The sequence below is a fragment of the Pedobacter jeongneungensis genome, from assembly GCF_039538295.1.
Lineage (GTDB): Bacteria > Bacteroidota > Bacteroidia > Sphingobacteriales > Sphingobacteriaceae > Pedobacter > Pedobacter jeongneungensis.
Map to the genome: position 1 here is coordinate 214,745 of NZ_BAABBY010000005.1, position 21,186 is coordinate 235,930.

A 21,186-nucleotide genomic window follows, 5' to 3' on the forward strand; every position below is an offset into this window, starting at 1 on the left:
CTTATCAATAAGCGTACTAGGCATTTTTTAGATTCGTCATCTCGACTGAACGCAGTGGAATGCCCGCCTGCTTCGGGCAGGGAGAGATCTATGTAGAAGTTTTTTCAAGATAGATTTCTCGGCTTCATTGCATTTCGCTCGAAATGACGGGTTGAGTGGATTTCCGCCTGAAATAAAGGCAACTCTAATAATACACTTTAATTTACTAAAATATCTGCAGGTTATGCTCTGATTTTTTAGTTAGTACAGTATATGCATTGGCAAACTGTTCTTGTTTTTTCCTTCCGAATAAATTGCCTAATGTTTTTTTAATGCGGTATTCCAATTCAATTTTTAAGTTTTTAGAAAATGTTTTTGGCGCTTTCCTATTAATAAACTCATTAAATTTTACGGTTTCAGGAGCAGTCATCGAAACTTTATCTTCCAAAATCTCCAGACCCTCACTCTGCAGTAAAAATCTTAAAGAAGTTGGCGTGTACATATTGATGTGTCCGTAATCCAAAAAGTGTTTCATCCTTTGGTCTACACCGAAACGGTAATCTTTTGGCACTTCTACCACTATATATTTAGCCACGCGTTTCAATTCCCGGATCAGGATCCTCTCGTGTTCTACGTGTTCTAAAACGTGTGCAAGAATAATCAGATCAAAAGTATCATCTCCGTAAGGAATTTTATAGCCATCAAAAGTTTGCGCTTCTTTTAAGGCCGAAAGATTACGGTCTTTTATAATATCAACACCACTTTGTGCAATTTCCAAAGCATACAGTTCTGGAGCGAAATGCCATTCATTTAAAAAATGCAGAATACTGCCATCGCCTGCACCAACTTCAAGCACTTTTTTAGGCTTCAGTCCTTTGCAAACATCAACAATATTCCGGGCTTTATATTTGGCTCCCAGCATTCGCCAGGCCACATCGCTATTGGTATAAAAATTATCGTAGGCAGTTTTTACTTCTTCGCTTAACATGGTTCTGACCGATTTAAATACCTAAACAATTATCCTGCTTATAAAAAACTGAAGTTGCCTTTTCGTAAAAAAGTCCGGGAGAAATGCCACTAAAGCTGATTTCTTTAAAACCCTGTGCTTTTAGCAATACCCGTGCAGGATGGTAAACTTCGCGTTCGCTATCATCCAAAACCAATACCCCATCCGGAGAAAGTGCCTCAATACTGTATTTACAGCAGTTTACGCGGTCGCGGCCATCAACAATAATAATGTCGAATTTTTTATTCAGCAAAGTTGCTTTTTTAGCATACTCACCATCTTTTTCCAGTTGACAAAAGATCATTTCTGCGTTGGCAGGGCTTGTATTTTTAACCTTATCGTGCCATCCTTTATCATGCTCAACAGACGTTACAGCGCCAGCTCTTTCCGCATAAAATATGGTAGAATTGCCTGAGCCATATTCGAAAATATGCTGGTTTTTGTTTATCCGTTCTTTTATAAAATCGATAAACGAATAAGTTACCCATGGAAGTGCCTTTCCATTGCCATCTACGGCCTGTTTTTTGTCAAAAGCGGTAAACCAGCCAATGCTGTTCAGGTAGCCTTTATGTCCGTATGATAACAATGCTTTAAGCCTGTTTGGCTTTGCAATTAATGTGCTTAATGCTTTAAGAGTACTCAACGTTTAAATATTTTTTGAAATGCTGTGACCAAAAATAATGATTTTAACATCATTATACCTTGTTTACGAAGTTTCGGTATAAATAGTATAAAAAATGCGGAAATAAAGTATGCAACTACTGTAGCTACTGCTGTACCCATCATGCCCATTCTTGGGATGAGTATAATGTTTAGAATGATATTTACAACCGCACCTATCCCTGTTCGAATAAAAGTTAAGCGGCCAAAGTTTTCGGCAATTAAATACTGGCCACTTGCTACGCCAAGAAATATGAAAGCAGAGCCCCAAACATGAACAGACAAAACTGGTGCAGCATCTGCAAATTCTGGTTTAAAATAGCTGTAAATAAATGGTGAAGCAAAAGTTATAAAAATTGCAAAACTTAAACTTAACCACACCATTAAATCGTATAAATTCTGAAGTCTTTTTTGATAACGCTCCTGATCATCTCTTCTTGCATTTAAAATTGCCGGGAAAAGCGACGAAACGATTGCAACAGGAACAAAATTTAATGCCTCACTAAAGTTAACTACAGTTGCATAAGCACCTGCTTCGGCTGTTCCCCTTTCTCCTAAAATTTGTTTAAGCATAATTTGATCAATTTTCATGTATATAGAGACCATTATGCCTGAGATGATTAAAGGCCAGGAAAGCGCACAAAGTTTTTTTGCTAATGTTTTTTCAAATTTCCAGCTAAAAATACTTCTGCCTTTACGGCTATAAGTAATAATATAGCCTACTGAAAGTAAAACAGTGTCAAATAGAAATGCGAAAAAGAAATAACTAATCGGCGAATGTGTATAAATCAGGATAATTTTTATAGCAGCTGAAATCAAATTTCCAATAATCTGAACCTGCATGATGTATTTCGATTTTACTTCTGATTGGAAATAAGAATCTATAACCGTAAAAGATTGAAAAACGCCTATAAATGAAAGCAGAAGTATAAAGGAATATTGAATGTCCTGTAATGGATAAATAAGCCACGCTAACGAAATTAAAGGGATACATAAAAATCCTGCAAAAGTTTTAAGCCCGAATGCGGTACCTAAAATCTGATCTCTCCTTTGCGGAAACTGGTGAAGTTCTTTAACGATAAATTGATCCAAACCAAGTCCTGCCAGCGCTGCAAATAAAAATACATAAGCAATCGACGTCGTGAGAATACCATTGCCATAAGAAAGGAGATAGTTTGCAACAGCAATGTTGGTTAACATTTTAATTCCTAAGCTGCCAACTTTCCCTATTAGAAGCATCCCTGTATTTTTAAAATACTTTTTTAGTGCTTCTTCGTCAAAACCTTTTATGGCGGGTAATTTCATTAACGCAAAGATGTAAAAAAATGTGCGTTAAGTAAGGTACCCTAAATTCAAAATATTTTTATTGCATAATGGCGGTTAGCCTTCACTTTTTGTTTCCGGCACTTTGGCTTCTGTATTTTTGGTTTCGGGTGCTGAAACCGGGTTTACAACCGGAGCAGGTTTGCTGTTTAACGGTGCACCAACGGCGAGGTCGCACCTGTGGTTCGGCTGACCATGTGGTGGATTCAGACCTTTACCCACTTTTACACCCGATACTTGTGTAACCGCAGGTTGCGAAGTTGTAGCTACCTGGGTCGGCTTACTATCTAAAGGCACACCAACCGCTAAATCACATCTATGGCCAGGCTCACCGTGTTTAGGATTTAGCTTCTTTCCGGAGGCATTTACAACAGGAGCAGCCGGGGCAGGTGCAGGCTGTGGCGTTACATTTTGCTGAGGCTGTACTCTTGCCGTCGGGTTTAGAGGCGCACCAACGGCCAGGGCACAGGTATGGCCGGCTTCGCCATGCGGCGGATTAAAAATCAGGTTACTTTGGGTATTCTGCGCTGCAGGTTGAGTGGCATTGCTTTTTTGTAATCCCTGGAGCCCTGTTGGCGTTGGGATAACCGCCTGAGCAGTTTCTTTCTTTCCGCTGGTATTACAGGCACAAAGTACAGTAAGTGTTAACAGGTAAAAAGCGTATTTCATGAGCAAGAGGTTTAGGATTAACCAAATATGGCGAAATTAATTTAGGCCTGAAAGCTCTTTTCTATTCTTTCTAACTGTTTCAGGTGGTGTTTTAGATGAATTTCGATAAACCTAAGCCATTGTTTAGCATTTAAATAGCCTAAACGCGGATGTTTTGTTTTGCAATTGGCTTTTGCATTTACAATTAACGGGTAATTATCATCCAAAGCTTTTTCGAATTCTAAAATAAAATCAAGGGCTTCTGTTTTACTAATTTTTTTTACTCGATCTGCCAACCGTTTCGGCACCTTATATTTTTTTGCCGGAGGTAACGAACCCAGTAATAAAATCAGCTTTACAATAAAATGTGTGGGTTTATTTTCGCCTTTACCATTTGCTGCGTGTACAAAGGCAATTATTGAAAGTAAGCTCGAATCAAAAATATGCGAATATACCTCACTGTAACTCCAGCCAGAAATTGGTGGAGTGGTTTGGAAAATATCTTCGGGATAATGTGATAATTTAGATTTATAGGCATCGACCACCTGATGTATCGATGCCTTTACTTTTGCGGCCGTCATTTAATAAAGATAAGCCGAAAAAGGGGTACAACTAAAAAAGTTTCAATAATTCTTCCAAATGAGTAATTTCCTGTTTTACATCTTCAGGTTTTTCTTTTTGTAAAGGATTGAAAAAGATCGCTTCCATACCAAAATTTAATGCACCATAAATATCAGCCTCCAAACTATCACCAATCATGATACTTTCTTCTTTCAGGGCGTTTGCTTTATTCAATGCATATTCAAAAATGATTGGATTTGGTTTATTTACGCCTACATCTTCCGAAATAATCACGTTTTCGAAATAGGGATTGAGGTTAGAGAGATTCATTTTGGTTAAGGTAGTTTCCTTAAACCCGTTGGAAATGATATGCAGGGTATATTTTTGCTGTAAGTATGCCAATACTTTTTGTGCACCTTCAAACAGGTTGGTTTTAGTTGGCGAAATATTTACATAATCATCCTCAAATTGATGCGGTACGGCATCGGGATGAATGCCCAGCTGGATAAATGTTTTACTAAAACGCTCCGACCTTAAAAAATCTTTCGTGATTTTTCCTAAATGATAATCGGCCCATAACTGGTGGTTATTTTCTGTATAAGTGCTGATGAAGTCGGCACAGGATTTAAGGCCAAGTTCTTTTAATTTATAGGTATGGTAAAGCTCGTTTAAAGTTTCTTCGGCATTACGGTCAAAATCCCAGATGGTATGGTCGAGGTCGAAGAAGATGTGTTTTTTCATTTGTGATGATTTTTCACAAAGGTAACCTAATGATGTTTGATTTATAAATTTTGAGGGAAGCTTTGAATGACTTTAATTAAGATTGTTATAAATCGATTGTTAGGATATCATTTCCATCTTAAACGAAAAATGCCTGAAGATTTCAGGCATTAAATTTATTTTTTCTTTACAACAGGTAGACCGAACTTCTCAAGTACTTCTATTGCTTTCTCTGCTTTTTTCACAAAATACAGATCATTTTCATAATCTTTAACATGTTTGCTAACTACAGCATTACCTTGATCAGTATGTTGGGCACTTTTTTTAATTGTAGTAGGCATATCTCTCTCCTTTCTGTATTGCTAATCAAATATACTTGTTTATTTTTTCTTTATCAAGAAAGCTTTGTACTCCTCTGTACCTGTAAATTCTACCCATCCTGCTTCCTCTAATCCATACACTTCAAATTCTGTGCTAATTATTTGCAGCATCTGCGATATTTTCCGTTGATACAATTTTGTTCTGATGGGCGTGCTTCCGTGAGCAAAAATAAATTGGTTAGGATAATGCGCTATAAAATCGTAAATAGTGTTAGCAACGGTAGAAAGAACTTTTTCCATATCCCCGTTATTGCTATTTACAACATCATTAATACGACCATCACTGGTAAGGTCACCAAAACCAAGATTATATACTATTCCAACGCCTGGGATAGTTAATTTTGAGTACTGAACAATTTTTTCAATTGCCCCGTTTTTTCCCTTGCTGGTAAATTGATAGGTTAAGAAGTTGTTTTTAGCAAAATATTCATATTGATCCAGGAACATAGCATCATTTAGTCTCTTCGAAAATAACAAATTTCAGCCCAAAATTTAGCAGCTTTTTCCAATTAGTTAACTCAAAAAACTATAATCTATATTATTTAGCAATTTCACAAATACCCATCCACTTTCGCTCTAATTTCACAGATAAGCTCTTCATCCATATACTGGTAATCGTCAGGAATATCTAACGTAACGATTTCTTTTTCATAAACTTCTGCCGGGAAACGTTCGGTAATTCTTTGTTTATGTTTTTTCTCCATTACGAAGATGAGATCGGCCCAGATAATCAGTTTAGCATTGATTTTAATCCTTGCCGAAGGCTCCGTACCTGCTGAGCGTACCTGATGATCGGGATTGTTTTTATAAATAGTTTCGGCAGTGGCACTGCGCCATTTATTTCTACTGCACACAAAGAGGATATTCATTTATATTGAGCGTTACAAGACTCCGGACTAAGGACTAAACCTTCTCTCCATAGGCTAAATCGCCGGCGTCGCCTAATCCTGGAACAATGTACGATTTGCTGGTCATTTCTTCATCAACAGCTCCAACCCAAATTTTCGCCTTAGGCAAATTGGCACGTACATGGGCAATGCCTTCGGTACTGGCTATTGCAGCAACGATATGGAGTTCTTCAATTTTGTAACGGTTAATCAGTTCTTTACAGCACATTACCATACTTTGTCCCGTTGCCAGCATTGGGTCGGCCATGATCAGCACTTTACCATCTAAATCGGGTGTAGAAATGTAATCCATCTGGATTACGAAATCGCCACTTTTTTCTACTTTCCTGTAAGCCGAAATAAAACAGCATTCGGCCCTGTCGAAAATGTTAAGCAAACCTTGTTGCAAGGGTAGTCCGGCCCGCAGAATAGTGGCCAAAACGGGTTGTTGTGCTAAAACTTCGCAAGGTGATACACCTAAAGGAGTAGTGATATCTTTAGTGGCATATTTTAACGATTTACTGATTTCGTAAGCAAAAAACTCACCAAGCCTCTCCAGGTTTTTGCGGAAACGCATCGAATCTTTCTGGATATTCTCATCCCGAAGTTCGGCAATAAAGGTATTGGCAATCGATTTTATTTTGCTGATATCAAAAATCATCATTCTCGTTTTATAGGGCTATTTTTTAGCCACGGATATTCACAGATAGCCACAGATTTTATATCTATGTGTATGCTTTATGTCCGTGGTTAGTTTTACTAAATCCACTCCGGTTTAATGGTTAAATTTAGCGATTTCATGCGAATAATTTAAAAAAATCAATTTCCTGCGTAATTGAGCATTTCGATAAACAATAATTTCAATTTTTTATATTTAGGATGATCTGATAAACTCCTTAAACTCCAGCTGCTATAAAAGGTACCATTTACAACCTTAACTGCATCGATATATTGATGTAAGGTTTTCGTTGCCGATTCGTTTGTTAAATATTGCAGGATATAATCGGTTAAACAATACGAATTTACCACTAAAGGTGTTACTTTTTCGAGCTGAAGATCGTACCAGTTAAAAGGTGTACAGGTTCCGGCCCTAAAGCCCGGCACATTGCTGTAGCCCATAGAATAATCTGCCGTAATACCCGAATTGAGGATGTTTAAATAACAGATTGGAAATTTTAGTACGTCTAATTGCTGACTGGTTAAAGGAATAGCTACTGGATGGATTTTCCTGAGTTTAATCAGGCCTTCTTTAATTTCGGTCATTTTTTGCTTGTCGCTGGCGCAGGGCCTGAGTAAACCCACAGATTGACTGTGAAGATGTTGATTGATACCATTGATTTTAATATAATCCATAGGCACTTCAGGAAAATCGACAAAATAAAGTGGTGTATTTTTTTTAGCTGCAAAAATTTTGTTCACATCTTCCAGTACCTGTTCATTGCTGATGCCTACTCCGGTAAGCCTATCGAATTTGGAGCTCAGGTAATTATTTTCTTTTTTGAAAAGTGCACTAAAAACAAATTTAGTTCGGTTTAAAAAACCTTCGGGCAAACCAGGCAAAATGTTGAAGTTAATGGTAGGCTGGTGCTGAAACTTCTTTTCGTGAAACTTAAAAGCCGGATGTTTCTTTTTGATGATGCTTTTAATCATCAGGGCCCATTCATCAATTACCGGTTTATCTAAAACCTTCCATTTATGCTGGTAACTTTTTGAGGGTTTAAACTCTTCTTCGGTATTTTTCTGGTGCAGGTATTCCTCGTAACGGCTTACCATAAAAAAAGACGCTGCAAAAACATCGAATGGCAAAGCCGATTGCTCAACCGGGAAAGGAGCCTGATATTCGCCAAAAGAAATGGTTTTCGGTTTAATTTCTACCAGTTTATTGGAAAAGAGTAAAGCTGTGCTTTTAAAAAAAAGCTCATCACCCAGCGGTTGGTCGCCATAGCTTATTTTAACCTGTTCACTCTGTAAAAAATACTGGCTGTTACCTGTAAATTCTATTTCAGCTTTAAGGATATCTTTAAAAATAAAATTGAAGATATATTTTATGCGGGGCGTTAATATATTGGAGAAGATGATTAGATGCATAACTTATTTTAACAACACAGGATTTAAAAAAAGATGACAAGAAATATTCCTCAGCTAATATTAACACATAATATTGCCAATTAAATTTAACGGTAATTTAACATTGAACCATTATCTAATACAAAAATTACAATTAAAAGTTTGCAGCGAACTTCTTCTCGGGGTAAAGTATTTTGGTGCTTTTGCGGGTGTTACCCTTCACTATGTGTACGATACTCATCTGATCATCAAACATATCGTATAAAATGGTATCGTTAACTTCAACAGTTTTAACGGCAGTTATTTTTTCAACCTCAAGGTAGATATTTGTCGCTTCGTGATCAATCTCAAACCCTATATAGTTCATGGCAACGGTTTTTCCATTGGCTTTCAACTGTAAATGGCTAAGCAGGTATTTTTTTACCAGTTCGTCCATAGCGGCTTTCAGGTTCGTATTGCTTAAATCAGTTTTCTGCTTGTATAATTTTGATAAAATGGCTTCAAAATCATCTGAAAAAATCCGACAGCTTATTTCTAAAGTCTTATCCCTGGCATTAAAATTTATTTCAGTGGTGCTTACATGCAAAGGGTGTTTCATCCCGGCACTGGCAGAGAAGAAGATACAGCACAATAGCAAAAAGAGATATTTTAATTTATGCATCAATATTAAGGTATTACGGTAAGCAAAGTTAAGATTTAAAGCTTAAACCAAACAATCGCCATAAATCACTTAAAAATCAGTAACAAATTTGGTATTTATGGTTTTGTTTGAAGGATATTTGGGCTTTTTGCAATTAAAAACATAATTTTAGCTTTATAAACTATTTTAACTCCAATAGTTAGCTTATTATTTCATGCCGTTACAAGATTTTATCTTTTATTTTAAATTAGGATGGGAGCATATTATAAGCGCCGATGCTTTAGATCATCAACTTTTTATTTTAGCATTGGTAGCCATTTATAGTTACCACAACCTAAAACAGGTATTGATATTAGTTACGGCTTTTACCATTGGCCATTCGCTTACCTTGCTGTTGAGTGTTTTAGATATCATCAGGTTTGAAAGTAAATGGGTAGAATTTTTAATCCCCTGCACCATTGTAATTACCGCGATAAGTAACCTGTTCAGAAAGAATTTCTCGATGAAATCTGTAAAGATCAATTACTTTCTGGCATTGGGCTTTGGACTGATCCACGGCATGGGCTTCGCTAATTCGATCAGAATTATGCTCGCAAAAGACCAGAATATTGGCTGGGGACTATTCGGTTTTAACGTTGGGCTTGAGGCAGGGCAGATATTTATGGTGATTATTATTTTATTGATTACCTTTTTAATTTTTAACTATACCCGCATTAAACGCCTCAGCTGGGTGTTATTTGTATCGGCAGCCGTATTTAGCCTGGCTTTAAAAATGGCTTTGGAAAGAATTCCCTTTTAATAAAACATAACATGAATAAACTGTTTACTTTAACCGGTCTTTTACTCTTTTCGGGTAGTTTGGCCATGGCCCAAAACATTCAGAACAACCCTGGCAGCAACCACGGGAACAAGTTTGAGCAGCTGGGCACTATTTTACCTACACCAAACGAACAACGTACGGCCAGCGGAGCACCCGGTGTTAAATATTGGCAGCAACGTGCCGATTACAACATTAAATGTGAGCTTGATGAAAAAAATCTATTGCTTACGGGATCTGAAACGGTAACTTATACCAACAATTCTCCTGATCCATTAACTTATATCTGGTTACAGCTTGATGAAAATGAGCACAGTACCGATAAAAATGCAAACTATCAGGATGCAACTAAAATGCCCCCTATCGGCACAACCAAAACTTTAGATCAGTTAAGTGCAACCGCAAATAATGGCGATGGAATCAATATTACGAAATTGACGGATGCCATGGGCAAAAACCTTAAATATACGGTAAACAAAACCATGATGAGGATTGATTTGCCTGTAGCTTTAAGAACCGGTCAGAAATTTGTTTTCAATATAGACTGGAATTATAAAATTACCGACAGGATGAGTGTTGGTGGTCGTGGCGGTTACGAGTTTTTTCCGGCAGATGGCAATTACCTGTTTACCATGACGCAATGGTACCCACGTTTGTGTGTATATAGCGATTTTCAGGGCTGGCAGAACCACCAGTTTACAGGAAGAGGCGAATTTGCACTAACTTTTGGCGATTTTAAAGTGCAGATGACGGTGCCAGCAGATCACCTGATTGGGGCAACAGGAGAGTGTATCAACTATAGCGCGGTGTTAAACCCAGCACAGTTAAGCAGGTATAATGCTGCAAAAACTGCAGCAGCTCCGGTTGAAATCCAGACTTTAGCCGAAGCAAAAACTGCTGAAACCAAAAAATCTACCGCTAAAAAAACCTGGGTTTTCAACGCTAATAATGTGCGTGATTTTGCCTGGACTTCTTCACGTAAATTCATCTGGGATGCCATGCCGCAAAAAATCCAGGCCAACAACAATACCGTTATGTGTATGAGTTTTTATGGTAAAGAAGCCTATAACCTGTACAGCAAGTTTTCTACCCGTGCCGTAGCGCATACCATTAAAACCTATTCAGATTTTACCATTCCTTATCCTTATCCGGTTGCGCAGAGTATCGAGGCCGCTAATGGAATGGAATACCCGATGATTTGTTTCAACTATGGCCGTACTGATGCCGATGGAACTTACAGCGAAAGCACTAAAAATGGGATGCTTGGCGTAATTATTCACGAAGTTGGCCACAACTTTTTCCCAATGATTGTAAACAGTGATGAACGCCAGTGGACCTGGATGGACGAAGGTTTAAACTCTTTTGTTGAGTATTTAACCGAGGAGCTTTGGGACAATAAATTTCCAAGCAAAAAAGGACCTGCTTACACCATTGTTGATTACATGAAATTGCCAAAAGATGAGCTGGAGCCAATTATGACCAACTCTGAAAATATTGCACGTTTCGGTCCAAATGCTTATTCAAAACCTGCGACAGGCTTAAATATTCTTCGCGAAACCATTATGGGCAGAGAATTATTTGATTATGCCTTTAAAGAATATGCCAGAAGATGGGCTTTTAAACACCCTGAACCGGCAGATCTTTTCCGTACCATGGAAGATGCCAGTGGCGAAGATTTAGACTGGTTTTGGAGAGGCTGGTTTTATGGAACAGATCCATGCGATATCTCATTAGACAGTGTGAAATTTGCCAAAGCCGATTTCCCTAAAGAAGTTCCGGCGGCCAGATCAAGAATGGTGAAAATTGATAAACCTGCGGTAAATGCTTTTGAAGATATTTCGAAAATTAGAAACCGTGAGGATAAAAAAATTGGTTTCTACGTAGATAAAAATACTGCTGCACAGGATTTCTATTATAAATATGATAGAGGCCTTGTTACCGTTGATACTACTGTAGCAACTAAAATGGATGCTTCGGCGCCTTTAGAGGTTGTTGCTGATGCCGATCAGAGTAAATATGCCAACCAGTTTTTATATGAATTAAGCTTTAGCAATAAAGGTGGCCTGGTGATGCCGATTATTGTGGAATTTACCTATAAAGATGGCACCAAAGAAATCGACCGTATTCCGGCGCAAATCTGGAGACATAATGAACTGAAAACTTCAAAATTTTATGTAAAAAACAAAGAAGTGGCTTCAATTTTAGTAGATCCATTGCGCGAAACTGCCGATATCGATACCTCAAACAATACCTGGGGCGGTAAAGCAAAAGAAAGCAAATTTAAAGTTTACAAAATGAAAGCCGGCGGAGCCGTAAGAGGCCAGTCGGTTGGTAAAAACCCAATGCAGGCAGCTGCGGGTAAATAAATAACCCTATCGTCATTTCGACCGTAGTGGAGAAATCTACCTCGAGTTAGATCTCTCTCCCGAATATTCGGGACTGCGCTTCAGTCGAGACGACAAAATGTTCTAAAAATCCCCGTTGAAGAAAAAATTCAGCGGGGATTTTTTATTGGATCTCAGGTAAAATATCCAGTAAAAAGGTTTTAATATTGGTTACCTTAATATCATTAGAAGCCAGATACGTTTCACTCTTTGGCGTAATAATATACTTGTATTTCGGTTCCAGATCCTTGATGCAACTGATAAACCCTTTTGATACCGTAGGAGCATTCGAAAGTTTAATTTCAATACATGCTATCGGTGTAATCCCCTGAACGAGGATTAAATCACATTCTGCTCCGGTTTGGGTCCTGTAAAAAAAAAGGTCCGTCTGCTTTGCTTTCATCTGATAAATCTGCTCAATTACATAGCCCTCCCAAGATGCACCTACAGCGGGGTGACCAAAAAGATCGTTATAACCCGGAATATTTAATAAACGGTGAAGAATCCCTGTATCCCTTATATATGTTTTAGGCGACTTAATTAAGCGCTTTTTCGCGTTAACAAACCATGGCTGCAAACGCCTGATCAAAAAACCTCCCTCTAAAAAATCCAGATACTTATTTACAGTAGGTGCACTTACGCCTAACGATCTAGCGAAAGATTCTCCGTTAAATAAATTTCCATTCAAATGAGCAAGCATACTCCAAAAATTTCGTAGCAAAGTTGGTGCTAAGTCTACATTAAACATCTTTGCCAAATCTCTTTCTACATAACTTACAATAAAATCATCAATCCATTCTTTACTCAACAGATCGGTTTCTGCCAATATAGCTTCCGGAAACCCGCCACGAAACCAATGTTGCTCGAAATTTAATTGATTGGGTAGTTCAGTTAAGCCTATTGGACATAATTCATTATAAGAAATTCTTCCGGCTAATGTTTCAGAAACTCCCTTAACCAATTCAGGAGAAGCAGATCCAAGCAATATAAATCTTCCGGGAGTTCTTTTTGCATCAATTAAAGGACGTAATAAAGAAAATAATTCCGGCAATAATTGAACCTCGTCAATAATTACGGTATAATCCTGCAAACTTTCTAAAAAAGTATAGGCATCCTCTAGCTTAGCCACATCCCGGGGATTTTCCATGTCAAGGTAGATATAATCGCTACTTAAACTTTTTGCTAAAGTAGTTTTTCCAACCTGCCGTGGGCCTAGGATTGCGATTGCAGGAGACTTTTTAAGCTTATCCGTTAATTGTGCAGCAAGATTTCTGATAATTAGCATAAACAAATATACAAACAAACCTAGTAAATCAAAAGTTTAACTTTCGATTTACTAGGTTGATACTCATTTAAATGCTTTAAAAGCACTTTTTGTTTTTATCGTAATTCATCGCTATGTGTTAAAGCCCATTATAAATCCGATTAATTAACAACTTTCCTGACTTTCGCCTGTTTTACTCTTTGCGGCCTAAACCGTATATTTCTCCCAACCGTTTATGTTTTTATAAGCGGTGGAGAGAACATTAAAATTGATTTAGAGATCAATTTTAACTAAGTTTGATATACTCATGAAATTTAAAATCACCTCAGAATATAAACCTACCGGAGATCAGCCAAATGCTATTAAACAGCTGGTGGATGGTGTAAATGCTAACGAACATTACCAAACCTTATTGGGCGTAACGGGATCTGGAAAAACCTTTACGGTAGCCAATGTAATTGAGCAGACACAAAAGCCAACCCTGATTTTAAGTCACAATAAAACCCTGGCCGCACAGCTTTACGGCGAGTTTAAAAATTTCTTCCCCGAAAATTCGGTGAACTATTTTGTATCCTACTACGATTATTACCAGCCAGAAGCTTTTATTGCTTCCAGTAATACCTATATCGAAAAAGATTTAAGCATTAACGAGGAAATCGAAAAACTACGTTTGCGTACCACCTCTTCATTAATGAGTGGCAGACGTGACATTATCGTGGTTTCATCCATTTCCTGCATTTATGGTATGGGAAATCCTGAAGATTTTTCGCGCATGGTTTTCCGCTTTGGTGTAGGCCTAAAGATTTCCAGAAATGCTTTTTTGCATAGCCTGGTCGAAATTTTATATTCCCGTACCACAACAGATTTTAAACGCGGAACTTTTAGGGTTAAAGGTGATACGGTTGATATTTTTCCGGCTTATCTGGATCATGCCTATCGCATTTCATTTTTCGGAGATGATATTGAAGAACTTTCTGCCATCGATCCGGTTTCGGGTAAAACCCTGGAAAAACTCGAAGATATGGCCATTTATCCGGCAAACCTTTTCGTTACCCCTAAAGACCGTTTCAACCAATCCATTTGGGGGATTCAGGAAGAGCTGGAAATCCGTAAGAATCAATTAATTGCCGACAGGCATTTATTAGAGGCCAAAAGATTAGAAGAACGGACCAATTTTGATATCGAAATGATGAAAGAATTAGGGTATTGTTCAGGTATCGAAAATTATTCGCGTTTTTTTGATGGAAGGCAGCCTGGCATGCGTCCTTTCTGTTTACTGGATTATTTCCCTGAAGATTATTTAATGGTCATCGACGAAAGTCATGTTACCGTTCCACAGATCAGGGCAATGTACGGTGGCGACAGGTCGAGAAAATTGTCGCTGGTAGAATATGGTTTCCGTTTACCCGCCGCGCTTGATAACCGGCCATTAAACTTTAACGAGTTTGAAGCACTTGCTCCACAAACCATTTATGTAAGCGCAACACCAGCCGAATACGAACTCGAAAAATCAGAAGGTGTGGTGGTAGAACAGGTAATCAGGCCAACCGGTTTACTGGATCCGGTGATCGAAATCAGGCCAGCCATAAACCAGGTTGATGATCTTTTGGATGAAATAGACATCACGATAAAAGATGGCGGTCGTATCCTGGTAACTACTTTAACCAAGCGAATGGCCGAAGAGCTGACCAAATATCTGGATCGCTTAAACATTAAAACCCGGTATATCCATTCCGAAATTAAAACCTTAGAGCGTGTAGAAATCCTACGTGGTTTGCGTTTAGGAGAATTTGATGTTTTGGTTGGGATTAACCTTTTGCGAGAGGGTTTGGATTTACCAGAAGTAACGCTGGTTGCTATTTTAGATGCCGATAAAGAAGGTTTCCTCCGTTCCGAAAAATCGTTGATCCAAACCATTGGCCGTGCCGCCCGTAATGATAGGGGCCGCGTAATTATGTACGCGGATGGCATTACCGAAAGTATGGAAAAAACCATTTCCGAAACGAACAGGCGCAGGGATATACAAATCGCCTATAACCTGGAAAACGGAATTACACCAAAAACCGTTGGAAAGTCTAGAGAGGCTATTTTAGAACAGACTTCTGTGCTGGATTTCTCACAAAAAGCGAGCGACAACAAAGCAAGGGCTTATGTAGAAAATGCCGAAATCAGCATTGCAGCCGATCCGATTGTACAATATATGGGTAAGGGCGAATTGCAAAGAGCGATTGACAATACCCGGAAAGATATGCAGAAAGCAGCAAAAGATATGGACTTTTTACAGGCAGCAAAACTCCGCGACGAAATGTTTGCCTTAGAGAAAATGTTTAACGAAAAGTTCGGTAAGTAACGATTTAGTTTTAAAGAATGGTTTTTAGATAAATTTGGATTACTATTGCAGCTCAATAAGTTATCTAAAAATCATTCAATGAAATCTTTTAAACTCGTAGCGCTGATCGTACTCGGCGTTATCGGTCTGAAAAGTCAGGCCCAAAATTCTGCGGTAATTTCTTTGCCGCTTGCAGGCAACGCCTACAGTTCCCTGCATCAGGATTCGGAAAGAACCTTGTCTAATAAAGGTATTGTAAACTGGACCAATCCAAAAGAGTATTTTACCGCTTATTTCAGGGTTTCCAAACCAGGAACAGTTGTAATTTCGCTGGTCGACAAACCTTTTGTAGAAGGGCAATCCACACTAGAATTTACCATTAATAATCAACCCAAAAAAGTAAGTTTCGATGAAAACAAAGTTTTCGATGGTAAAATTGGCGAATGGACGGTCAAAGATACCGGTTATGTGGCTGTCAGCATTAAAGGGATCAGCAAAAGCGGGGCAAAGTTTCCTTCCATTCCAACGTTAACCATCGGTGGAACAGCTACCGAAGGAAAAACAGCCTATGTTAAAAATAATGAAGGTAATTTCTTTCATTGGGGAAGGCGTGGTCCGTCCGTACATTTAAATTATCAACAACCCGAAAATGTTAATGCAGAATGGTATTATAACGAAGTAACCGTTCCAAAAGGCGAAGATATTTTAGGTTCCTATTTTATGGCCTGTGGCTTTGGAGAGGGTTATTTTGGCATGCAGGTAAACAGCCCGACAGAAAGGCACATCCTGTTTTCGGTATGGAGCCCGTTTAATACTGATGATCCTAAAAGCATCCCTGAATCGCACAAAATTAAAATGTTAAAGAAGGGTGAAGGCGTACATACCGGAGAATTTGGCAATGAAGGATCTGGGGGACAGAGTTATTTAAATTATCTATGGAAAGCAGGAAATACCTATAAGTTTTTGCTTCATGGCGTTCCCGGAAAAGATAGCGTTACCACCTACACCGCCTATTTCTTTGCGCCTGAAATTAATAAGTGGCAATTGATTGCCAGTTTCACCAGGCCACAAACCAAAACCTACCTTAAACGTTTCCATTCCTTTTTAGAAAATTTTTCTCCGGTACAAGGCGATTTATCAAGAAAAGTATTGTTCGATAATCAATGGATCTGTGATGATAAAGGCAACTGGAGCGAGTTAAAATCAGCACGTTTTACCACCGATAATACGGGAACAAAAGGATACCGGATGGATTATCAGGGAGGAACTGAAAAAGGAGCATTCTATTTAAAAAACGGTGGTTTCTTTAATGATTACACCACACCAAGAAAAATCTTCACCAGAAGCTCTGCAGGTAAGAAACCAGAAATAGATTTTAGCAAATTACCTTAACATTCAAATTAATTATGGAATTTTGAGGCTTTTATCATCAACTTATTAGAGCACAATGGACGGGCAAAACAGAAAAGACATTTATCCGGGGTTAGAAGTCGGAATTATTTTGAAGAAGGACCAAAGGTCGGGAAATATTACTTATGGAGTAGTTAAAGACCTGCTTACTTCTTCAGCATTTCATTCGAGAGGGATAAAAGTGCGGCTCGAAGATGGCCAGGTTGGCCGCGTAGCTGAAATAGTTGGAGACTAATGAAACAAACTTACTTTATCCTTTTATTTTTTCTTTTTATCGGCAGCGCATCTGCTCAGATAACCGATGCGCTTAACAGAAATCTTGAAGAGTATAAAGCCATTCCCGATCAAAAAATCAGGATCTGTGCACCTTCAAGGGCAGGTATAATTACAAATCAACCACTTTATGTTGTAAATAAAGTCGCCATTAAAAACACCGGTGCATTTGAATATTTAAGCCCCCTGGATATAGTATCGATAAAAGTACTCAAATCTGAAGAAGAAGTTAAAGCATACGGCCCAAACGCAAAGAACGGTGTAATTGAAATTACACTAAATAATAATATTGAATTATTAAGTTTAGCCGAACTTTTTAAAAACTATAAGATCAAAAAGAAATATCGGAACCTGCCTGTTTTTATTGAAGGGAAAAAAGTAACCGACACCAATGATTTTTATCTTGCAAACAACCTTGTTAAGGCTATAGAAGTTATAAAAACGAATAATACACTTGAAAAGGACCGCTTTATAAAAATTTGGTTAAAACCATTATAGGCTTATTTGCGTATTATATTGTAATCAAATTGCAATTAAAGGCTCAAAAAGTAACAAAATAAATTTTATGACGTCTATATTTGTAATAACAGTAATTTAAAGAATGGTATTAATAAAATTCATTTTCATCACGATATTGGTGCTTTGGCTGATCAGAATGTTGATCAGGCTGATTTTGCCAATGCTGTTTAATAACCTGACCAGCAAAATGCAAAGTCAGGCAAGCGGGCAGCAACAACAACAAAGACGATCTAAACCTGAAGGTTCTATTTCTATAGATTATATGCCTCCAAAACCCGATCAAAGTAAAACAGATAAACTCGGCGATTTCGTAGATTACGAAGAAATAAAATAAAAAAGACCCTGAACTTGTTTCAGGGTCTTTTTGCTTAAAATCAAATCTGTTTTTCTCCTGGTAACTTTCTTCAAAATCTATTCAATCATTAACAAGGTCCGTTTTGTTCATCGATACGCTTCAGTATCGACGAGAGCACTATCGTGTAGATCACATAAGCTACAAATATGAAAAAGCCAAGTTGCAGGGCAGAATTATTTGCTGTAACCGTTTTTAGGGTGTCATTTTGCATGTTCAGTCCGGAAAGCTGACTCTTTAGGATTCCGTTAAGACCAATATAAGTCATCGCAACACCAACCACCATTACATCAGCCATATCCCATTTCCCAAGGTCAAACGCCAGAAACCGCAACACTTTTTGGCTGCCAAAAAGATGGCCGCAGGATACATGAACACCTCTGGCTATAATTCTTAGGAGTGGAAGAATTACCACAAAAATCAGCAGCAGTGCCCCAACCAAAACGGCATCAGGCTTCGGTTGTTCAATGAGCGTTCCGATAATCCCCAATATGCTCTTGCTCTGAAAGAAAAGTACCTGGTTGGTAAAGGCAATTTTATCTCCAAGCAGTGCAAACTCCAGAGACTGAATCCTTGCATCAACTTCTATAATCGGAGAGGTAACTCCTACGGCAAGCAGGATAACGGCAAACAACAGCGACATGATAAATAATGGCACATGCAGCTGTACTTTTTTCCTCAAAAATAACCACAATATCAGTGCAATGGCCACGCAGCCAAGCATTCCAAGTGCATACTGAAAGCTGGCTTTTTTTATTTCTGCCAATCTTGTATTCACTAAACGGTCAAAAGCATTGGCATTCGTTACATGGTATTTATGATAAATGTTTTGTTCAACAGTAGTAATGGTTGTATCTGTACTATCGTAGGTTTGTGCTTCAAGTTCGTCCACTTTACTGGCTGCAATCCCTTTTAATCTTTTTAAACTGGTAGGGCTCGTAATTTTTGCAACAATCGTTTTAGCGAAAGAAGGTACCTGCGCATGAAGTTCACCTACATCTACAAAACTTTTAAAGGCTAATTTTTTAAGCTTTCCTCCAAGGCTTTTCTGCGGTTTGGTTACTTCAGCTACTGCTTTGTTTACCAGGCCGTGCAGTTCTTTCTCCACCTCTTTCCGCATTTCTGTTTTTTGTTTCGCTGTGAGGTTAAAACCTTTCACCCTGCGATCAACAACGGCCGAAATTTTCTCTCCCCACCTGTCAACCGAAAATATACCAAAAGTAATGTTGTTTGACAGGCTGTAATCTTCTTTGATATGCTTCTGCTCTACAGATAGCTGATGGAAGCGGTAGCCAAAATAGGCTTCTCCCAGCAAAAGGATGCTGAGGGCAGCGATAAGCAATATAGGAGCTACCCTGTTTTTCCTTACCGGAGTATCTGGAGTGGTATTTATTGTTGTTGCCATAATAATTAATCAAACAGCTGAAATAAAAATGGTTTAGTGGGCATCATGTGGCGTAATGAACTTTAATATAGTGGATAAGATAAGGCCATAAAGTACAAAACTGATAAATATGATATATCCCGGCTGCAGGGCTGTATTGTTGGTGGTTAAAATGGTGAGTGAATCGTTTTTAATATTCAGTGCCTGAAGTTGTCCTTCGAGCAGTCCGTTTAGCCCGATATAGGCCATCAGGATGGCAATTACAATCACATCGGCCATACTCCACTTACCCGACTGGAAAGCAAAATATTTAATCACTCCGTTTTCAGCCAAACGTTTATTACCCAAAAGATGGATGCCCGTTGAGCTGAGCTTTACCACAGGAAAAAGGATGCTAAAAACCAATATCAGTACCCCAACGAGTATCGAATCGATCCCGGGCTGACTGATCAGTACCCGAACTACATCCATAATGCTCTTGCTCTGAAAAAACAGTACCTGATCTTTAAACATCACATGTTCGCCCAATAACACAAAATCGAGTGAACGGATCCGTGCATCTACCTCAATCATAGAGGCCGTAAGGCCTACGGCTAGGAGGATAAAGGCAAAAAACAGCGACATTACAAAAAGCGTAACATGCAAATCTCTACGTTTACGAAGCCCCCACCAAAAGCCAAGCACCACCACTACACAAGCCAGCATACCAAAAGAATAGCCGTAGGTTTTTGTGCGGATTTCAGCAAGCGAGGCTACTAATTTTTTGTTCAGCACGTCAGTAGAAGATACCTGATATTTCTGGTACATCGTTTTAATCGCGGCTGCATTTGCAACAAACGCGCTATCTTTTTTCTCTTCATTGGCAATTTCATTAAATTCACCAATGGCCATTTTACTCAATTGCTTTTTGTTTTTTGGGTTATCTACCTCGGCAATGATCTTTTTGGCAAAACCAGGTACCTGAGCTTTTATGCTATCAGAGTTCACAAAATTCTTAATGGCGAATTTCTGTATCTTCCCGCTTAAGGTTTTTTTCGGTTTATTTACGAGGGCTTCTGCCTTATTAATCAGAGCCAGCAATACCTGTTCAACTTCGGTTTGCAATACCTTTTTCTGCTTTTTGGTCATCTTCAGGTTACCTACCTGGTGATGCACAATTTTTGATACATTATCTTTCCACTGCTGTACCGAAAACAGCCCGTAAGTAATGTTGTTGATGCCCGAATAATCTTTCTTAATCTGCTCCTGCTGATCAGAAAGTTGATGTAGCCTAAATCCAAAGTATCCTTCTGCTCCAAGCAGCAGTGCAAGGGCAAGTATAAGCAGCAATTTAGGAAGAAAAGACTTCCGCTCCTTTGTATGTTTTTCTTGTGTTTCCAAGCCGGTTAATTTAAGTGGTTATGCCAATTGACGGCAATATTTGGTCTGGTATTGCCAGATAAAACCATCAACACGTAAAAAGGTTTTAAAAGCGCGATAAAATTGTGCCGGTACGGCTAAGTGCGGAAAAATCAGGCTGATAACTTTGATCACTGATGCGCCGTATATCCCCTACTTTTGTTTAATGGATCATGATAACTCTG

At 38.5% G+C, this 21,186-nt stretch carries 23 protein-coding genes; 7 read left to right on the plus strand and 16 right to left on the minus strand.

Annotated features, from left to right (window positions below; translation table 11 throughout):
• Window positions 1–205 precede the first annotated feature (205 nt).
• From ABD769_RS11200 to ABD769_RS11255, 12 genes are all read right to left on the minus strand, one after another.
• Window positions 206–967: a class I SAM-dependent methyltransferase gene (locus tag ABD769_RS11200; RefSeq protein WP_344851501.1), complete on the minus strand. Its 762-nt coding sequence runs from the start codon at window positions 965–967 to the stop codon at window positions 206–208.
• A gap of 13 nt (window positions 968–980) precedes the next feature.
• Window positions 981–1,628, minus strand: coding sequence for a class I SAM-dependent methyltransferase (locus ABD769_RS11205; protein WP_344851502.1), 648 nt, complete (start codon window positions 1,626–1,628; stop codon window positions 981–983).
• Complete coding sequence (locus ABD769_RS11210; RefSeq protein ID WP_344851503.1) at window positions 1,625–2,950, minus strand: flippase; 1,326 nt, start codon at window positions 2,948–2,950, stop codon at window positions 1,625–1,627. The genes ABD769_RS11205 and ABD769_RS11210 overlap by 4 nt, the downstream gene beginning before the upstream one ends.
• Window positions 2,951–3,025: 75 nt before the next feature.
• Window positions 3,026–3,637 (minus strand): hypothetical protein, encoded by a 612-nt coding sequence (locus ABD769_RS11215; protein WP_344851504.1) that lies wholly within the window; start codon window positions 3,635–3,637, stop codon window positions 3,026–3,028.
• A gap of 41 nt (window positions 3,638–3,678) precedes the next feature.
• Window positions 3,679–4,197, minus strand: coding sequence for a hypothetical protein (locus ABD769_RS11220; protein WP_344851505.1), 519 nt, complete (start codon window positions 4,195–4,197; stop codon window positions 3,679–3,681).
• 31 nt (window positions 4,198–4,228) lie between these two features.
• Window positions 4,229–4,918, minus strand: a complete 690-nt coding sequence (locus tag ABD769_RS11225; RefSeq protein ID WP_344851506.1) for a YjjG family noncanonical pyrimidine nucleotidase — start codon at window positions 4,916–4,918, stop codon at window positions 4,229–4,231.
• Window positions 4,919–5,073: 155 nt separating this feature from the next.
• The gene (locus ABD769_RS11230; RefSeq protein ID WP_344851507.1) at window positions 5,074–5,238 is read right to left on the minus strand and encodes a hypothetical protein; all 165 of its coding nucleotides are present in this window, start codon (window positions 5,236–5,238) and stop codon (window positions 5,074–5,076) included.
• 39 nt (window positions 5,239–5,277) lie between these two features.
• Complete coding sequence (locus tag ABD769_RS11235) at window positions 5,278–5,724, minus strand: DUF6934 family protein (protein WP_344851508.1); 447 nt, start codon at window positions 5,722–5,724, stop codon at window positions 5,278–5,280.
• Between the two features lie 104 nt (window positions 5,725–5,828).
• A complete protein-coding gene (locus ABD769_RS11240; RefSeq protein WP_344851509.1) occupies window positions 5,829–6,146 on the minus strand; it encodes a low molecular weight protein tyrosine phosphatase family protein in 318 nt (105 codons plus the stop codon).
• Window positions 6,147–6,180: 34 nt separating this feature from the next.
• On the minus strand, window positions 6,181–6,825 hold the full coding sequence (upp, locus tag ABD769_RS11245; RefSeq protein ID WP_344851714.1) for a uracil phosphoribosyltransferase: 645 nt from the start codon (window positions 6,823–6,825) through the stop codon (window positions 6,181–6,183).
• A 158-nt stretch (window positions 6,826–6,983) separates the two neighbouring features.
• Window positions 6,984–8,252 (minus strand): DUF7033 domain-containing protein, encoded by a 1,269-nt coding sequence (locus ABD769_RS11250; RefSeq protein WP_344851510.1) that lies wholly within the window; start codon window positions 8,250–8,252, stop codon window positions 6,984–6,986.
• A gap of 133 nt (window positions 8,253–8,385) precedes the next feature.
• Complete coding sequence (locus ABD769_RS11255; protein WP_344851511.1) at window positions 8,386–8,892, minus strand: DUF6702 family protein; 507 nt, start codon at window positions 8,890–8,892, stop codon at window positions 8,386–8,388.
• 193 nt (window positions 8,893–9,085) lie between these two features.
• On the opposite strand from ABD769_RS11255, the gene ABD769_RS11260 reads away from it, so the two are divergent.
• A complete protein-coding gene (locus tag ABD769_RS11260) occupies window positions 9,086–9,670 on the plus strand; it encodes a HupE/UreJ family protein (RefSeq protein WP_344851512.1) in 585 nt (194 codons plus the stop codon).
• 11 nt (window positions 9,671–9,681) lie between these two features.
• Window positions 9,682–12,054: a M1 family metallopeptidase gene (locus ABD769_RS11265; protein WP_344851513.1), complete on the plus strand. Its 2,373-nt coding sequence runs from the start codon at window positions 9,682–9,684 to the stop codon at window positions 12,052–12,054.
• Between the two features lie 142 nt (window positions 12,055–12,196).
• Here ABD769_RS11265 and ABD769_RS11270 read toward each other — a convergent pair whose 3' ends face one another.
• Window positions 12,197–13,357, minus strand: a complete 1,161-nt coding sequence (locus ABD769_RS11270; protein ID WP_344851514.1) for an ATP-binding protein — start codon at window positions 13,355–13,357, stop codon at window positions 12,197–12,199.
• 286 nt (window positions 13,358–13,643) lie between these two features.
• On the opposite strand from ABD769_RS11270, the gene uvrB reads away from it, so the two are divergent.
• The 5 genes from uvrB (at window position 13,644) to ABD769_RS11295 (ending at window position 18,201) form a co-directional block, all read left to right on the plus strand.
• The gene (gene uvrB / locus ABD769_RS11275; protein WP_344851515.1) at window positions 13,644–15,686 is read left to right on the plus strand and encodes an excinuclease ABC subunit UvrB; all 2,043 of its coding nucleotides are present in this window, start codon (window positions 13,644–13,646) and stop codon (window positions 15,684–15,686) included.
• A gap of 78 nt (window positions 15,687–15,764) precedes the next feature.
• Window positions 15,765–17,057, plus strand: coding sequence for a DUF3472 domain-containing protein (locus ABD769_RS11280; RefSeq protein ID WP_344851516.1), 1,293 nt, complete (start codon window positions 15,765–15,767; stop codon window positions 17,055–17,057).
• Window positions 17,058–17,112: 55 nt separating this feature from the next.
• The gene (locus tag ABD769_RS11285) at window positions 17,113–17,310 is read left to right on the plus strand and encodes a YwbE family protein (RefSeq protein WP_183767082.1); all 198 of its coding nucleotides are present in this window, start codon (window positions 17,113–17,115) and stop codon (window positions 17,308–17,310) included.
• On the plus strand, window positions 17,310–17,846 hold the full coding sequence (locus ABD769_RS11290) for a hypothetical protein (RefSeq protein ID WP_344851517.1): 537 nt from the start codon (window positions 17,310–17,312) through the stop codon (window positions 17,844–17,846). Before ABD769_RS11285 ends, ABD769_RS11290 begins: the two co-directional genes overlap by 1 nt.
• Before the next feature lie 103 nt (window positions 17,847–17,949).
• Window positions 17,950–18,201, plus strand: coding sequence for a DUF4834 family protein (locus ABD769_RS11295; RefSeq protein ID WP_344851518.1), 252 nt, complete (start codon window positions 17,950–17,952; stop codon window positions 18,199–18,201).
• Window positions 18,202–18,289: 88 nt separating this feature from the next.
• Here the strand turns inward: ABD769_RS11295 and ABD769_RS11300 are convergent, their stop codons facing one another.
• From ABD769_RS11300 to ABD769_RS11310, 3 genes are read right to left on the minus strand one after another with little or no spacing between them, the layout of a single operon-like run.
• Window positions 18,290–19,624: a paraquat-inducible protein A gene (locus ABD769_RS11300; protein ID WP_344851519.1), complete on the minus strand. Its 1,335-nt coding sequence runs from the start codon at window positions 19,622–19,624 to the stop codon at window positions 18,290–18,292.
• Window positions 19,625–19,657: 33 nt separating this feature from the next.
• Window positions 19,658–20,983, minus strand: coding sequence for a paraquat-inducible protein A (locus tag ABD769_RS11305; protein WP_344851520.1), 1,326 nt, complete (start codon window positions 20,981–20,983; stop codon window positions 19,658–19,660).
• A gap of 18 nt (window positions 20,984–21,001) precedes the next feature.
• A complete protein-coding gene (locus tag ABD769_RS11310; RefSeq protein ID WP_344851521.1) occupies window positions 21,002–21,136 on the minus strand; it encodes a hypothetical protein in 135 nt (44 codons plus the stop codon).
• Window positions 21,137–21,186 lie beyond the last annotated feature (50 nt).

Coding starts and splice junctions, on each gene's coding strand:
- ABD769_RS11200 (WP_344851501.1), bottom strand. CDS start 967: ATGTTAAGCGAAGAAGTAAAAACTGCCTACGATAATTTTTATACCAAT.
- ABD769_RS11210 (WP_344851503.1), bottom strand. CDS start 2,950: ATGAAATTACCCGCCATAAAAGGTTTTGACGAAGAAGCACTAAAAAAG.
- ABD769_RS11215 (WP_344851504.1), bottom strand. CDS start 3,637: ATGAAATACGCTTTTTACCTGTTAACACTTACTGTACTTTGTGCCTGT.
- ABD769_RS11220 (WP_344851505.1), bottom strand. CDS start 4,197: ATGACGGCCGCAAAAGTAAAGGCATCGATACATCAGGTGGTCGATGCC.
- ABD769_RS11225 (WP_344851506.1), bottom strand. CDS start 4,918: ATGAAAAAACACATCTTCTTCGACCTCGACCATACCATCTGGGATTTT.
- ABD769_RS11230 (WP_344851507.1), bottom strand. CDS start 5,238: ATGCCTACTACAATTAAAAAAAGTGCCCAACATACTGATCAAGGTAAT.
- ABD769_RS11235 (WP_344851508.1), bottom strand. CDS start 5,724: ATGTTCCTGGATCAATATGAATATTTTGCTAAAAACAACTTCTTAACC.
- ABD769_RS11240 (WP_344851509.1), bottom strand. CDS start 6,146: ATGAATATCCTCTTTGTGTGCAGTAGAAATAAATGGCGCAGTGCCACT.
- upp (WP_344851714.1), bottom strand. CDS start 6,825: ATGATTTTTGATATCAGCAAAATAAAATCGATTGCCAATACCTTTATT.
- ABD769_RS11250 (WP_344851510.1), bottom strand. CDS start 8,252: ATGCATCTAATCATCTTCTCCAATATATTAACGCCCCGCATAAAATAT.
- ABD769_RS11255 (WP_344851511.1), bottom strand. CDS start 8,892: ATGCATAAATTAAAATATCTCTTTTTGCTATTGTGCTGTATCTTCTTC.
- ABD769_RS11260 (WP_344851512.1), top strand. CDS start 9,086: ATGCCGTTACAAGATTTTATCTTTTATTTTAAATTAGGATGGGAGCAT.
- ABD769_RS11265 (WP_344851513.1), top strand. CDS start 9,682: ATGAATAAACTGTTTACTTTAACCGGTCTTTTACTCTTTTCGGGTAGT.
- ABD769_RS11270 (WP_344851514.1), bottom strand. CDS start 13,357: ATGCTAATTATCAGAAATCTTGCTGCACAATTAACGGATAAGCTTAAA.
- uvrB (WP_344851515.1), top strand. CDS start 13,644: ATGAAATTTAAAATCACCTCAGAATATAAACCTACCGGAGATCAGCCA.
- ABD769_RS11280 (WP_344851516.1), top strand. CDS start 15,765: ATGAAATCTTTTAAACTCGTAGCGCTGATCGTACTCGGCGTTATCGGT.
- ABD769_RS11285 (WP_183767082.1), top strand. CDS start 17,113: ATGGACGGGCAAAACAGAAAAGACATTTATCCGGGGTTAGAAGTCGGA.
- ABD769_RS11290 (WP_344851517.1), top strand. CDS start 17,310: ATGAAACAAACTTACTTTATCCTTTTATTTTTTCTTTTTATCGGCAGC.
- ABD769_RS11295 (WP_344851518.1), top strand. CDS start 17,950: ATGGTATTAATAAAATTCATTTTCATCACGATATTGGTGCTTTGGCTG.
- ABD769_RS11300 (WP_344851519.1), bottom strand. CDS start 19,624: ATGGCAACAACAATAAATACCACTCCAGATACTCCGGTAAGGAAAAAC.